The 12,679-nt window shown below is 65.4% G+C and carries 14 protein-coding genes; 5 read left to right on the forward strand and 9 right to left on the reverse strand.

Annotation, left to right across the window (positions count from 1 at the left end):
• Window positions 1-10 precede the first annotated feature (10 nt).
• Genes ABIC94_RS00890 through purE form a run of 3 tightly spaced genes read right to left on the reverse strand, consistent with a single transcriptional unit; the run spans window position 11 to window position 2,747 of the window.
• Window positions 11-1,012: an L-threonylcarbamoyladenylate synthase gene (locus ABIC94_RS00890; protein WP_354370667.1), complete on the reverse strand. Its 1,002-nt coding sequence runs from the start codon at window positions 1,010-1,012 to the stop codon at window positions 11-13.
• A complete protein-coding gene (locus ABIC94_RS00895; RefSeq protein ID WP_354370669.1) occupies window positions 1,009-2,202 on the reverse strand; it encodes a 5-(carboxyamino)imidazole ribonucleotide synthase in 1,194 nt (397 codons plus the stop codon). The genes ABIC94_RS00890 and ABIC94_RS00895 overlap by 4 nt, the downstream gene beginning before the upstream one ends.
• Window positions 2,199-2,747 (reverse strand): 5-(carboxyamino)imidazole ribonucleotide mutase, encoded by a 549-nt coding sequence (gene purE / locus ABIC94_RS00900; protein WP_354370671.1) that lies wholly within the window; start codon window positions 2,745-2,747, stop codon window positions 2,199-2,201. Before purE ends, ABIC94_RS00895 begins: the two co-directional genes overlap by 4 nt.
• Window positions 2,748-2,783: 36 nt before the next feature.
• On the opposite strand from purE, the gene ABIC94_RS00905 reads away from it, so the two are divergent.
• The 4 genes from ABIC94_RS00905 (at window position 2,784) to ABIC94_RS00920 (ending at window position 5,995) form a co-directional block, all read left to right on the forward strand.
• Window positions 2,784-3,704 carry a tetratricopeptide repeat protein gene (locus tag ABIC94_RS00905; protein ID WP_354370672.1) on the forward strand — a complete coding sequence of 307 codons (921 nt, stop codon included), beginning with the start codon at window positions 2,784-2,786 and terminating at the stop codon, window positions 3,702-3,704.
• Window positions 3,705-3,829: 125 nt separating this feature from the next.
• Window positions 3,830-4,138 (forward strand): helix-turn-helix domain-containing protein, encoded by a 309-nt coding sequence (locus ABIC94_RS00910; RefSeq protein WP_354370674.1) that lies wholly within the window; start codon window positions 3,830-3,832, stop codon window positions 4,136-4,138.
• A gap of 41 nt (window positions 4,139-4,179) precedes the next feature.
• Entirely contained in the window at window positions 4,180-5,478 is a 1,299-nt protein-coding gene (locus tag ABIC94_RS00915; RefSeq protein WP_354371397.1) for a type II toxin-antitoxin system HipA family toxin, read from the forward strand.
• A 64-nt stretch (window positions 5,479-5,542) separates the two neighbouring features.
• A complete protein-coding gene (locus ABIC94_RS00920) occupies window positions 5,543-5,995 on the forward strand; it encodes an META domain-containing protein (RefSeq protein ID WP_354370675.1) in 453 nt (150 codons plus the stop codon).
• Window positions 5,996-6,113: 118 nt separating this feature from the next.
• Here ABIC94_RS00920 and ABIC94_RS00925 read toward each other — a convergent pair whose 3' ends face one another.
• From ABIC94_RS00925 to ABIC94_RS00935, 3 genes are all read right to left on the reverse strand, one after another.
• Window positions 6,114-7,019, reverse strand: coding sequence for a phosphoribosylaminoimidazolesuccinocarboxamide synthase (locus ABIC94_RS00925; RefSeq protein ID WP_354370676.1), 906 nt, complete (start codon window positions 7,017-7,019; stop codon window positions 6,114-6,116).
• A gap of 103 nt (window positions 7,020-7,122) precedes the next feature.
• Entirely contained in the window at window positions 7,123-8,187 is a 1,065-nt protein-coding gene (gene fba, locus ABIC94_RS00930) for a class II fructose-bisphosphate aldolase (protein WP_013544161.1), read from the reverse strand.
• A 135-nt stretch (window positions 8,188-8,322) separates the two neighbouring features.
• Complete coding sequence (locus tag ABIC94_RS00935; RefSeq protein WP_354370677.1) at window positions 8,323-8,838, reverse strand: Lrp/AsnC family transcriptional regulator; 516 nt, start codon at window positions 8,836-8,838, stop codon at window positions 8,323-8,325.
• A 154-nt stretch (window positions 8,839-8,992) separates the two neighbouring features.
• Here ABIC94_RS00935 and ABIC94_RS00940 point away from each other — a divergent pair, with 154 nt between their 5' ends.
• On the forward strand, window positions 8,993-10,009 hold the full coding sequence (locus tag ABIC94_RS00940) for a 1-aminocyclopropane-1-carboxylate deaminase (protein ID WP_126748561.1): 1,017 nt from the start codon (window positions 8,993-8,995) through the stop codon (window positions 10,007-10,009).
• An 83-nt stretch (window positions 10,010-10,092) separates the two neighbouring features.
• Here ABIC94_RS00940 and ABIC94_RS00945 read toward each other — a convergent pair whose 3' ends face one another.
• The 3 genes from ABIC94_RS00945 to ABIC94_RS00955 are packed head-to-tail and all read right to left on the reverse strand — an operon-like array spanning window position 10,093 to window position 12,410.
• Complete coding sequence (locus ABIC94_RS00945; RefSeq protein WP_354370679.1) at window positions 10,093-10,632, reverse strand: hypothetical protein; 540 nt, start codon at window positions 10,630-10,632, stop codon at window positions 10,093-10,095.
• Window positions 10,633-10,668: 36 nt separating this feature from the next.
• The gene (locus ABIC94_RS00950) at window positions 10,669-11,703 is read right to left on the reverse strand and encodes a hypothetical protein (protein WP_354370680.1); all 1,035 of its coding nucleotides are present in this window, start codon (window positions 11,701-11,703) and stop codon (window positions 10,669-10,671) included.
• Window positions 11,700-12,410 carry a hypothetical protein gene (locus ABIC94_RS00955; RefSeq protein WP_354370681.1) on the reverse strand — a complete coding sequence of 237 codons (711 nt, stop codon included), beginning with the start codon at window positions 12,408-12,410 and terminating at the stop codon, window positions 11,700-11,702. The genes ABIC94_RS00950 and ABIC94_RS00955 overlap by 4 nt, the downstream gene beginning before the upstream one ends.
• Window positions 12,411-12,679 lie beyond the last annotated feature (269 nt).

Raw genomic sequence — 12,679 nt, forward strand, 5'->3', positions numbered from 1 at the left:
CCTCTGGGGGCTAGCCCATTGCCGCTCTTTGGAGGCGATCGCGCACGCCTTCCCAGTCGGGCGTGTCCGGCGGCGTTTCCACCCAGATCAGCTTGACGCCCTGCGCGTCGAACTCGCGCAGCACCGCGAACAGCTGGTGCGCGCTGGCCACCGCATCGTCCGGCATGCGCCGCTGCAGCACGCGCTGCGAATGGCTGCGCACCTCGGTGCGCGACCACACCGCGATGTTCGCCGCGCCCGCGCCAAGTACGTCGAGGCCGGTCTGGATGGCCTTGGCGTCCATCAACCGCAGCTTGGCGTTGGGCGCATAGTGCGCCTCCAGCGTGCCAGGAGCCCGCGGGTCAGGCGTTTCGAGCACTTCGCGGTCGCTCAGGCGCTCGCCCAGGGCGGCCTCGATCTGAGCACGCGTGATCACGCCCGGACGCAGCAGCACGGGCGCGCCGCGGCTGCAATCGATGATGGTCGATTCAATGCCCACCTCGCAGGCGCCGCCGTCGAGCACCGGCACCGAATCGCCGAATTCGTCGAGCACATGCTGGGCGGTGGTCGGGCTCACGCGGCCGAACCGGTTGGCGCTGGGCCCCGCGAGGCCCGGCACGCCCTGCTCGGCGCAGGCTTCGAGCAGCGCCTGCGCAACGGGATGCGAAGGGCAGCGCAAACCGATGGTGTCCTGCCCGCCCGCCGCCGCGGCCGCAACGCCGGGCTGGCGCGTGACGATCAAGGTCAGCGGACCGGGCCAGAAGGCCTGCACCAGTTTCTGCGCAAAGGGCGGAAGCGGCTGCGCAAAGCGAGACAGCGCCTCGGTGCCCTTGATGCCGGCCGCCACATGAACGATGAGCGGATGGTCCGAAGGCCTGCCCTTGGCCTTGAATATGCCGGCCACCGCCATGTCGCTGGTGGCATCGGCGCCCAGCCCGTAGACGGTTTCAGTCGGAAACGCGACCAGCCCGCCCGCCCGCAGCACGCGCACGGCCTCGGCAATGGCCTGGGGAGACTGGCCGTCGAGAATCATGCGAAATCGGCCGCCGTAAGCGCCGGCAGGCCGAGCAGCGTGGCGGCCTGGGAGGCCGCGGCGCGCACGCCTTCGAGCGTGGCGCCGGTGAAAGTCAGGTGCCCCATCTTGCGGCCGCGGCGCGGTTCGACCTTGCCGTAGAGATGCAGGTGCGCGCCGGGCAGCGCGAGCACGTCGCTCCAGCGCGGCGCGGTCGGCTTGTCGCCGTCTTCGGCGGTGAACCACAGGTCGCCGAGCAGGTTCAGCATGATCGCCGGGCTGTGCTGGCGCGGTGCGACCAGCGGCAGGCCCGCAAGGGTGCGCACCTGCAGCTCGAACTGCGACACGTCGCAGGCCTCCATCGTGTAGTGGCCGCTGTTGTGCGGCCGGGGCGCCATTTCGTTCACCACCAGCGAGCCGTCGGTCAGCACGAAGAACTCGACGCACAGCACGCCCACGTAATCCAGCCCGGTCGCGATGCTCTTCGCCGAATTGACGGCCGCCTGCGCCACGGTCTTGGGCATGTTCTGCGCGTGCACCTCGGTCATGAACAGGATGCCGCCGCGGTGCAGGTTGCGTTGCGGCGGAAAGTGCACCAGCTGCCCGTCGCGGCCGCGCGCCACGATCACCGAGCATTCGAATTCGAGCGGCAATAACTTTTCGAGCACGCACGGCACGCAGCCCGAGGCTTGCCAGGCATCGATCAGTTCGGCCCGCGTGGACACGCGCTGCTGGCCCTTGCCGTCGTAGCCGAGGCGAGCGGTCTTGAGAATGCCGGGCAGCAGGCCGTCTTCACCGGCGGCAAGCTGTGCCGCGGTTTCGATGACCGCATAGGGTGCGCAGGCGACGCTGCAGCGCGTGAAATGCGCCTTTTCGGCGATGCGGTCCTGCGCGATGGCAATGGCAGCGGCATCGGGCGCCACGGGCCGGGCAACCGACAGCTTGTCGAGCGACGGCGCGGGCACGTTCTCGAACTCGGTCGTCACCGCGTCGGCCAGGCCTGCGAGCCGCGCCAGGCCGTCGACGTCGGCGTAGTCGGTATGGATGTGGTGGTGGCTCACGCGGCCCGCCGGGCTGTCGGCGTCGGGGTCGAGCACGGCCGTGAAGTAGCCCATGCGCTGGGCGGCGTGCGCGAACATGCGGCCGAGCTGGCCGCCGCCGAGCACGCCGAGCGTGGCGCCGGGAAGGATGGGAAGGTCGTTCTTGCTCACAGGGCACCCCCGCCTTGCGGCGAAAAAGGCGATACGGCGCCGGCATCCGCCACTGGAGGCGGCAGCGTCATGGCCTCGGCCGCGGCGGTTTGCGCGGTGCGGAAGGCGTCGAGTCGGGCGCGCAGCGCCGGATCGTTCACCGCCAGCATCGCCACGGCGAACAGCGCCGCGTTGGCCGCTCCCGCATTGCCGATGGCAAAGGTCGCCACCGGAACGCCCTTGGGCATTTGCACGATGCTGTAGAGCGAATCGACTCCCTGCAGGTGGCGGCTGGCCACCGGCACGCCCAGCACCGGCACGGTGGTCTTGGAGGCCAGCATGCCCGGCAGATGCGCCGCGCCGCCCGCGCCCGCGATGATGGCGGTGAGCCCGCGCCCGGCGGCGCTTTCGGCGTACGCGAAGAGCGCATCGGGCATGCGGTGGGCCGAGACCACCTTCGCTTCGTGCTTGATTCCGAATTGCTGGAGAATCTCGACCGCGTTGCGCATCGTCTCCCAATCGGAGCTCGAGCCCATCACTACACCGACCTGAATGGTTTCGTTCATGGTTTCAATTTTACGTTTCACCCCCAGCTGGTTCCGATGATCGACATCACTCTCGAAAATTTTCAGGCCGAACTGGTCGAAGGCTCGGTTGCCACGCCGGTGCTGCTGGACATCTGGGCCGAATGGTGCGGACCGTGCAAACAGCTCGGCCCGGTGCTCGAAAAGCTCGAAACCGAGTACGCCGGCCGCTTCACGCTGGCCAAGCTCGACGCCGACAAGGTGCCGCAGATTTCGTCGCAGCTGTCCGAAATGTTCGGCGTGCGCAGCATTCCGTTCTGCGTGATGTTCAAGGACGGCCAGCCGGTCGACGGCTTCGTCGGCGCCATTCCGGCCGACAAGATCCGCGAATTCCTGGACAAGCACGTGCCCGGCGCCGAAGAGGTCGAGGCGGCTTCGGAAGAGGCTGCGGCCCAGGAAGCGCTGGCCGAAGGGGATACCGAAGGCGCGCTCGAGCGGCTGCAGCATGCGGTGGCCACCGACCCGGCCAACGACGACGCGCGCTTCGACTACATCAAGCTGCTGCTGCAGGAGGGCCGCATCGACGATGCCAAGGTGGCTTTCGCCCCCGTCATCGCCAAGACCACGCTGGTGCGCCGCTTCGATTCGCTGCAGCGCTGGATGGACGCCATCGATTTTGCGGCGCCGGTCTCGGGACCCGCGCCCACGCTGGCCGATTTCGACGCCAAAATTGCCGCCGGCAAGCGCGACTTCGACGCCCGCTTCGGCCGCGCCCGCTTGCTGATGGCCGAGCAGCGCTGGACCGATGCCATGGACGAGCTGCTCGAAATCCTCATGCGCGACAAGAGCTGGAACGAAGAACTCGCGCGCAAGACCTACATCGCGATCCTCGATCTCATCGAGCCGCCGAAAGTGAAGGTCGCGGACGGACAGATTCCGCCGGATGACCCGGTGGTGGCCACGTACCGTCGCCGCCTCAGCAGTATTGTGTTGAGTTGAACGAGAAATTGCGCATTTCAATGAGCAATTGAATAATAAAGCGACTCGAGAGTCGCTTTTTTATTGCCCAACCCGACCCCACATAGATATCATTGCTACTCAATATCACATAAAAGCGTACGCTAATGATCCAACTTACCGAAGAACTCGAAAAAGCCCGCAAGGCAGCCAGCCTGAGCCAAGAGGCCTTGGCTACCCGGGCCGGTCTTTCGCGCATGACGGTGCAGCGCATCGAAAGCGGCCAGATCGATCCGCGGCTTTCAACGCTGCTCGAGATGGCGCGCGTGCTGGGGCTCGAACTCATGACGGTGCCCGCCGCGCTGCGACCGCAACTGGAAGACTTCGTGCGATCGGGCGGCCGGCTGCTCGGCCAGCCCGCGGGCGCGGGCGCACCGCCCTCCATTGCACAGAGCCTGGCTGACGAAGGCCGGTGAGCACCAGTGCCGCGTTCAACACCGGCATCCGCTATCTGCGGATGTACCTGCATGCGCCCGGCGGCAATGCGCAGGCCGCGGGCGGGCGGCGGGCCATCGGCTATCTCTCGCAGTACGGCGACATTCTTCGCGTGTCGTTCGACGAAGCCTACATCGCCGATCCGGCGCGCCCCACGCTCTCGCTGGCCTACCGGGGGGCCGACGAGGCCGCGACCCGGGCCATCCTGGCTTCGGCCCGCGACGCCCGCGTGTCGCGCAGCGACGGCCACTGGCCGAGCTATTTCCAGAACCTGCTGCCCGAAGGCCACAACCGCGAACGCCTGGCCTTGCAGCGCGGCTGCAGCGCGGACGACGAGTTCGAGCTGCTGGCCGCCGCCGGCCACGACCTCATGGGCGCGCTCGAGGTCGAGCCCGTGCCCACGGCCGAAGGCATTCCCGACACGGTCCGGCACTGGCACACCGCACTCGGCCTCGACGTGCTCGAACCCGGTTTCGTCGAACTGCCGGTGGAAGACGCGGCCGCCATCCCAGGCGTGGTGACCAAGTTCTCGGCCGTGCAGGACGGCCGGCGCTACGTGGTGCGGCGCCACGGTGCGGCCGGCTCCTTCATTCTCAAGCTGCCCACCACACGCCACCCCGACCTGGTGGCCAACGAGTACACCGGCTATCGCCTGTGCGGCGCACTCGGCCTCGATTGCGCCGAAGCCAGCGTGATCGAACGCGCCGATGCCGACCTGCCCGAGCAGGTGCCGTTCGGGCAGATTCTGGCCGTGCGCCGCTTCGACCGCACGGCCGATGGCGGCCGCATCCACATGGAAGAGTTCGCCCAGGTGCTGCAGTACGAACCGCGCCAAAAATACGGCCGCGGCCTCAACGTCGACTGGCCCGCCATGCTTCGCGTGCTGGACCGGCTCTCGCCCAATCCGGTGGCCGACGTGCGCGAGTGTGTGCGGCGCATCGTCGCCTTCATCCTGCTCGGCAACAGCGACGCCCATTTGAAGAATTGGGCATTGCGCTATCCCGACGGCGTGGCGCCGGTGCTGGCCCCGCTTTACGACCCGGTGTGCGTGGCGGCTTTCTTCGAAGACGTGCCGGCGGTCGACTACGCGGTCAACCGCGCCATCGATGGGCGCCTGCGCGCCTTCGACTGGCCAGCGCTCGAAGCGCTACTGCGCGCGGCCGGGCTGCTGCGCCCGTCCCGGCTCATGGCCATCGCGCGCGACACCGTGCGCCAGGCGCAGGCCGAATGGCCCGCGCTGCTCGACGACGAGGCCACGCCGGCCAGCGTACGGAACTGCGTTCGCGCCCGTTTGGCGGGCGGCACGGCATTGGCGAGCTAGGCCGGCGTCGAATACGATGGCGACGATTCAACTTGTTGCAATTGAGAAGAAGGAAAAACCGGCCATGCGTTTCCTCGCCCGCCACCGCGCCCGCCTCGCGCTTCCCGTTTTCGCGACCGTCATGCTGGGCGCCGCACTGTCCGGTTGCGGCAGCGGCATCAGCCTCGACGAGCCGATCGAGGGGCCGGTGTGGCGCCTCGTGCAACTGGGCGGCGAGCCCGTGGCACCCGGCGGCGAAGCGCAGGTCCAGTTCGACCGCAACAGCGGCCGCGTCAGCGGATCGGGCGGGTGCAACCGCGTGTCGGGTTCATTCACCCGCAGCGGCATCACGCTGCGCATAGGCCAGCTGGCGTCGACCCGCATGGCCTGCACGGACCCGGTGCGCGGTGCCAACGAAGCGCAGTTCATTTCGGCGCTGCAGACCACCGCGAGCTATCGGCTCGCCGGGCCGGGACAACTCGCGCTGCTCGACGCGACCGGGCGGACCGTGGCGACGCTGAACTCAGTCAGCCGCTGAGGCGGCGGGGGCCAATGCGGCCGCCGCCGGGCCGCCCCAAGGCGGGCCGCGCCTCCCCCTCGGGGGGTGGCGAATTACACGCAGCGAAGCGAAGTGAAAAGCCGGGGGGCCAGCGACCTCAGCCGGTGAGGCGTTCCAGCGCCTCGCGGTACTTGGCCGCGGTCTTTTCGATCACTTCGGCCGGCAGGCGCGGGGCCGGCGGCGTCTTGTCCCAGGGCTTGCCGTTGATCTTGGTGGCTTCGAGCCAGTCGCGCACGAACTGCTTGTCGTAGCTCGGCGGATTGGCGCCCGCGGCCAGCGCAGCCTGGTAGCCCTCGACCGGCCAGTAGCGCGAGCTGTCGGGCGTGAGCACCTCGTCCATCAGCACCAGCGTGCCGGCTTCGTCGAGGCCGAACTCGAACTTGGTGTCGGCAATGATCATTCCCTTGGTGAGAGCGATCTGCGCGGCGGTTTCGTAGATCTCGAGGCTGGTCTCGCGAATCTGCTGCGCCAGCTTGGGACCGACGATCTCGACCACGCGGTCGTAGCTGATGTTCTCGTCGTGCTCGCCGGCCGCAGCCTTGGCGGCAGGCGTGAAGATCGGGCGCGGCAGCTTGCTCGCGTTGGTGAGCCCTTCGGGCAGCGGCACGCCGCAGACCGAGCGGCCTTCCTGGTATTCCTTCCAGCCGCTGCCGGCCAAGTAGCCGCGCACCACCGCCTCGACCGGAATCGGTGTCAGCCGCTTGACCAGCATCGAGCGGCCGGTGACCTGCGGCACTTCTTCGGCGGTGACCACGCTCTCGGGCGCCTCGCCGGTCAGGTGGTTGGGGCAGAGCTGGCCGAGCCGGTCGAACCACCACAGCGCCATTTGCGTCAGGATTTCGCCCTTGCCCGGAATCGGCTCGCCCATGATCACGTCGAAGGCGCTGAGCCGGTCGCTCGCAACCATCAGGATGCGGTCTTCGCCGACGGCGTAGTTGTCGCGCACCTTGCCGCGCGCAAGCAGGGGCAGGCTCTGGATGGAGGAGGTGTGGACGGTGGTCATGAGGCGATGCTGTGCGGAAACGGGTGACGGGGAAAACGGATTGTGCGCGCAGAAAAAAGCCACCGCGAACGGTGGCCTGCGAAACGCGAAAAAAGTTTCTTCTTCAGACCACTTCTTGCGCGAGTTCGCCCTTGGCGTACTTGGCAGCGACAACCTGCAGCGTGTCGCCCTTGATCTTGGCGCCCTGGCCTTCGCAGCCGAACTCGATGTAGCGCTGCTTGCAGATCAGCTTGGCGGCTTCGCGCGCCGGCTTGAGCCATTCGCGGGCGTCGAACTTCTCGGGGTTCTCGGCCAGGAACTTGCGCACCGCGCCGGTCATGGCCAGGCGGATGTCGGTGTCGATGTTGATCTTGCGCACGCCGTGCTTGATGGCTTCCTGGATTTCCTTCACGGGCACGCCGTAGGTTTCCTTCATGTTGCCGCCGTACTGGCGAATGATGGCCAGCAGCTCCTGCGGCACGCTCGACGAGCCATGCATCACCAGGTGGGTGTTGGGAATGCGGCGGTGGATTTCCTTGATGCGATCGATCGCCAGGATGTCGCCGGTGGGCTCGCGCGTGAACTTGTAGGCGCCGTGGCTGGTGCCGATGGCGATGGCCAGCGCGTCGATCTGCGTGCGCTTGACGAAGTCGGCGGCCTGCTCGGGGTCGGTGAGGAGCTGTTCGCGCGTCATGGTGTCGTCGGTGCCGTGACCGTCTTCCTTGTCGCCCTTCATGGTCTCCAGCGAGCCCAGGCAGCCGAGTTCGCCTTCGACGGTCACGCCCAGGCGGTGGGCCATGTCCGACACCTTCTTGGTGACGTCCACGTTGTAGTCGTAGCTGGCAATGGTCTTGCCGTCGGCCTCGAGCGAGCCGTCCATCATGACCGAGCTGAAGCCCAGGTCGATGGCGCCCTTGCAGACGTCGGGGTTCTGGCCGTGGTCCTGGTGCATCACCAGCGGGATGTTCGGGTACTGCTCGATCGCGGCCTGGATCAGATGCTTGATGAAGGCTTCGCCGGCGTACTTGCGGGCACCCGCGCTGGCTTGCAGGATGACGGGCGCGCCGGTTTCCTTGGCGGCCTCCATCACGGCCTGGACCTGTTCGAGGTTGTTGACGTTGAAGGCCGGAATGCCGTAGCCGTTGGCGGCTGCGTGGTCCAGCAGTTCGCGCATCGAGACGAGTGCCATGAGAAATACCTCGCGAAAATAGGGGAAGAAGAAGGCGGAAAGACGAGAGAAAACTGCCGCAATTCTATCGAGCCCCCTTGTGGGACGGCACTGACAGGTACCTCAAGCGAATGAGCCCGGCAGTGGCGGGCGCCTCTAGATCGGGAATTGCGTGGTCGACAGCACCTGCTTGAGCACCACGAAAGTCCGGATCTGCCGCACACCCGGCAAATACAGCAGCTGCTCCGCGTGCAGGCGATTGAAGCTGTCGTTGTCGCGCGTGCGCACGAGCATGAAGTAGTCGAACTCGCCCGTGACCACGTGGCATTCGAGGCAGCCGGACACCTTTTGTGCGGCCTTTTCAAAGTCGGCGAACGAGTCGGGCGTCGACCGGTCGAGCACCACGCCGATCATCACCAGCATGCCGAGTTCGAGCGCATCGGCATCGAGCAGCGCCACGATGCCCTTGATGAGCCCCGCGGCCTTGAGCCGCTCCACGCGGCGCAAGCATGCAGGCGCGCTGAGATTGACCTTGGCGGCCAGCGCCACGTTCGACACCGACGCATCGCGCTGCAGGGCGCGAAGAATGGCGCGGTCGGTTCGGTCGAGTTCCTGCGCCGCATCGGCCGCTTGTGCGGACGCCGGCGTGGCACGCAATTTTATTGTGCTCATCTTTTCCTTTGCAAACTTTAAGTCGTCGATCCGGCGATCTTGTCTTTTTTTAGCTCGTATTTCCACCAAAGTTTGCAACCACGTTTCGGCGGCTTCTTTCTACGATCGATGTCATTCCTCCTTTCCATATTTCTATTTCCGCTGGAGCGCATCGATGAACCTGAAGAAATTTCCCCGCCACGCACTCACCTTCGGCCCCACGCCGATTCATCCGCTCAAGCGCCTCAGCGCCCACCTGGGCGGCGAGGTCGAGCTCTATGCCAAGCGCGAGGACTGCAACAGCGGCCTGGCCTTCGGCGGCAACAAGACGCGCAAGCTCGAGTACCTGATTCCCGAGGCGCTCGAGGGCGGCTACGACACGCTGGTGTCGATCGGCGGCATCCAGTCGAACCAGACCCGGCAGGTGGCGGCCGTGGCCGCGCACCTGGGTCTGAAGTGCGTGCTGGTGCAGGAGAACTGGGTCAACTACTCCGATGCGGTGTACGACCGGGTCGGCAACATCGAGATGTCACGCATCATGGGCGCCGACGTACGGCTCGACGCCGCGGGCTTCGACATCGGCATTCGCAAGAGCTGGGAAGAGGCGATGAACGACGTGCGCAAGGGCGGCGGCAAGCCTTTTCCCATTCCGGCCGGCTGCTCGGAGCATCCGCGCGGCGGCCTGGGTTTCGTGGGGTTCGCTGAGGAGGTGCGGCAGCAGGAGGCCGAACTGGGTTTCAAGTTCGACTACATCGTGACCTGCTCGGTCACAGGCAGCACGCAGGCCGGCATGGTGGTGGGCTTTGCGGCCGATGGGCGCGCCGACCGTGTGATCGGCATCGACGCTTCGGCCAAGCCGCAGCAGACCTTCGAGCAGATCGTGCGCATTGCCAAGGGCACGGCCGAACTGGTCGAACTAGGCCGCGACATCACCGACAAGGACGTGGTGCTCGACCGCCGCTTCGGCGGCCCCGAGTACGGGCTGCCCAACGAAGGCACGCTGGAAGCGATTCGCCTCTGCGCGCGCCTCGAAGGCATGCTGACCGACCCCGTCTACGAGGGCAAGTCGATGCACGGAATGATCGAGAAGGTGCGCCTGGGCGAGTTTCCGGCCGGCTCGAAGGTGCTGTATGCGCACCTGGGCGGCGTGCCCGCGCTGAACGCCTACAGCTTTCTTTTCAGGAACGGCTGAACAACCTCAGTTCGCGCGGCAGATCTCCGTCATGCAGGCACCCGCTCAGCCCACCTATCGTTTCGACGATTTGCCTCGATCCGTCATCGTGGTTTGACGCGCACATACTCCCCGGAGGGCTTGGCAGACTTGTCCGCCCTGACACACAAGTGTCCGTCGCACAGCGTGACGTCGGCCTCGTTGTAGGCCTTGAGCAATGCGGCGGAGATTTGGTTCTTTGCGATCTCGTCGTAGTAGTGACTCGATAACCAGACACTGCCCGCCAGCATCAACATCAGACTGCCCAGCGTGATGCCTGCAACCTTCCAGATCAGGTGGCGGTGCAACGCCTCGGCACGTCGGAGCTGCGCGCTCAAGGCAAGAGAAGACTGATGGATTTGTTCGCCTGCTTCGCGCAGGCGCCGTTCATAGTCGGAAACCGGCCGCTCGATGCCGCCGCGAACATCTGCAAGCACCACCTCTGGCAGCCGGCCCAGCTGTTCGTTGGCGGCTTGGCGCACCACGGCCGGCACCTGTTGGGAAAGCCTCTGCAGTTCCGAGCCGGATTGCTCGCATCGGCGCTCGAACTTTTCGACCAGTGCGCTCATCTTGCTGGCCAAGGCCAGCATGGTTTGATCGTTCACTTTTATTTGCCTCGCCTGTTCCGCGCATGGACGCGTTCAATGGCGCATGACCATCACAGGTGCATCCATTGCAGGCTGCTGCTGCGCTTGCGCCTGCTGTTGCGCAACCCATTGCTCCTGGCGATTCACTTCCGCAATTCCCTCTGCAATCACCTCTCGGCCCGGCGGCAGGTCCGCCAACGTCTGTTGCATTCTTCTGAAGGTGGCGTCATCGGCGCTCAGCATGCGGTCCAGAAATGCGGACAGGTCGTCAGTGGGTGAGGGCTCCTTGGATGGCGTCTGCGGCGTGCGTTGCGCTTCGCCTATTGCTCCTGCAGGCGCGGCGCCAGGCAGCATGCGGCTCGCCTCGACTTCACAGAATTGGCCGTAGGTTTGCTTGGTGTTCGATGTGATGTTGCCCCTGTTGTTCTGAGCCAGCGCAAAGGCGGCCGCCTCCATGACCTGAGTGGCCGTCATGTGGCCGGATTCTTCCCGTGCGGCATCGGCAATGCGTTGGGCGATCAGATGGTCCTGGCCTTCGCCGCGGCTGCCGTGCACCCCTTCACCGCGCCAGCGGGATTCCAGTTGAACTTCCTGTTCCGTAAGGGGCCGTTGCTCGAGCTCAGCGGCCAAGCGATTGGTTTCCAGGATTTCTTCGCGCACTTTGACTTCGTTGTAGTGGGCGTAGCCTTCGGTCAGGTGGCAGGCGCTCTCGTAAGCGGCCTTGTCTTTTCCCGTCAGGGCGTTGGCGCGCACGGTCGCGATGGCGGCATTGGGTTCTTCGACGCGGAAGTGCCCGAGTTCGTGGGCCAGGATGCTGACTGTGCCTTCGGGGGTGGTGAAGCGGTCGGAGGCGAGGTGGAGGTAGCCCTTGATTTTCCCAGTTGGGGTGCTGTACTCGCCCGCCCCGGCTTTGGGGTTGACCCTTCCATCGGCGGTGTAGTCGCTGGATGCATAAGCGCGCATGTCGGCCTTGAGCGTTTCCGACCTGTTGATCATCGCCAGCGCTTCGGGCGAAATGCTGTACGCCTTGAATTTGTTCTTTTCGTCAGCCAACCATTCCGCTGTGAGGGCTGTGGCAAACGTGCTCATTTCTTGCGCTCCACTCTCGGATCTTTCAATGATTCAAGGTCGCGTTGCACGGTAATGTGTCCCACGCATTCGTAGTAGCTGAAATCAAACTCGACCTGACCGTCGCTATGCCCCTTGAAAAAGCGCGGAGTGACATAGAAGATGCCCTGGAGCTTTCCTGTTTGAAAGGGAGGCGATGGCACCACCCCTGGCAGCGCCACAGCAGGCGCTACGGGACGGTGTGGCGAGACGGTGAAGCCATCGCCGAAGGTGGCGATCACATCCGCCAGTGTCACGCATGATTTCCTGATGTCGATGGCAAAGCTGAAGTACCTTTTCCCCCCAATTCTTGGTCTGTCGTCATCCGCACGCGTGTAGTAAAAGTTGCCGACCCCCGCTGGCAAATGTCGAAGCTCTTCTGCATTCCCCGCCCCCGCCGAGATTCGCCAAGGGACGTTTCTGGACTCGCTGTAGTCCCGGTCGTTCTTGATCTCCAGCGTCTCATGAAGCAGGCGGTTTGGATCGGAAAGATCATCCGTCCGCGCGATGCACCAGGCCAGTTCGACGATGGGGTGTTTCGGCGGCCGAGCTTCGGCGCTCTGAACCGCGCATGACGCTGCCGTGGAGGAGTTGAAATTCGATCCCCCCGGCAGAACGCCGCACCCTGCAACGGACACCGCCGTCGCCAAGGCCAGCAGCACCGCTTTGAATGCGTGCAATTGCTTCATTGATGTCCTGCCCCTTCCGGATGCCCCGATCACATCCGCCAGTGTTACGCAGGATTTCTTGGGGTCGGTTCAAAACCAACGCGCCTTTTCCCGTTGATCGTGAACTTATCGACGTCTATGCGTTGGAAGGATTGAAATTCGACACACCCGGCGGAACGCCGCACCCTGCAACGGACAGCGCCGTCAGCAAGGCCGGCAGCATCGCCTTGGATGTAGCAATTCCCCATTTGATGTCCCCCGCCCTTCCGGCGGTCGAGACATCGTCGATA

Source organism: Variovorax paradoxus (assembly GCF_040544635.1).
Classification (GTDB): domain Bacteria; phylum Pseudomonadota; class Gammaproteobacteria; order Burkholderiales; family Burkholderiaceae_C; genus Variovorax; species Variovorax paradoxus_R.

Excerpts from the sequence above, each read along its gene's own strand:
- ABIC94_RS00890 (WP_354370667.1), bottom strand. The coding sequence starts at position 1,012 with ATGATTCTCGACGGCCAGTCTCCCCAGGCCATTGCCGAGGCCGTGCGC.
- purE (WP_354370671.1), bottom strand. The coding sequence starts at position 2,747 with ATGAACGAAACCATTCAGGTCGGTGTAGTGATGGGCTCGAGCTCCGAT.
- ABIC94_RS00905 (WP_354370672.1), top strand. The coding sequence starts at position 2,784 with ATGATCGACATCACTCTCGAAAATTTTCAGGCCGAACTGGTCGAAGGC.
- ABIC94_RS00910 (WP_354370674.1), top strand. The coding sequence starts at position 3,830 with ATGATCCAACTTACCGAAGAACTCGAAAAAGCCCGCAAGGCAGCCAGC.
- ABIC94_RS00915 (WP_354371397.1), top strand. The coding sequence starts at position 4,180 with ATGTACCTGCATGCGCCCGGCGGCAATGCGCAGGCCGCGGGCGGGCGG.
- ABIC94_RS00920 (WP_354370675.1), top strand. The coding sequence starts at position 5,543 with ATGCGTTTCCTCGCCCGCCACCGCGCCCGCCTCGCGCTTCCCGTTTTC.
- ABIC94_RS00925 (WP_354370676.1), bottom strand. The coding sequence starts at position 7,019 with ATGACCACCGTCCACACCTCCTCCATCCAGAGCCTGCCCCTGCTTGCG.
- fba (WP_013544161.1), bottom strand. The coding sequence starts at position 8,187 with ATGGCACTCGTCTCGATGCGCGAACTGCTGGACCACGCAGCCGCCAAC.
- ABIC94_RS00935 (WP_354370677.1), bottom strand. The coding sequence starts at position 8,838 with ATGAGCACAATAAAATTGCGTGCCACGCCGGCGTCCGCACAAGCGGCC.
- ABIC94_RS00940 (WP_126748561.1), top strand. The coding sequence starts at position 8,993 with ATGAACCTGAAGAAATTTCCCCGCCACGCACTCACCTTCGGCCCCACG.
- ABIC94_RS00950 (WP_354370680.1), bottom strand. The coding sequence starts at position 11,703 with ATGAGCACGTTTGCCACAGCCCTCACAGCGGAATGGTTGGCTGACGAA.
- ABIC94_RS00955 (WP_354370681.1), bottom strand. The coding sequence starts at position 12,410 with ATGAAGCAATTGCACGCATTCAAAGCGGTGCTGCTGGCCTTGGCGACG.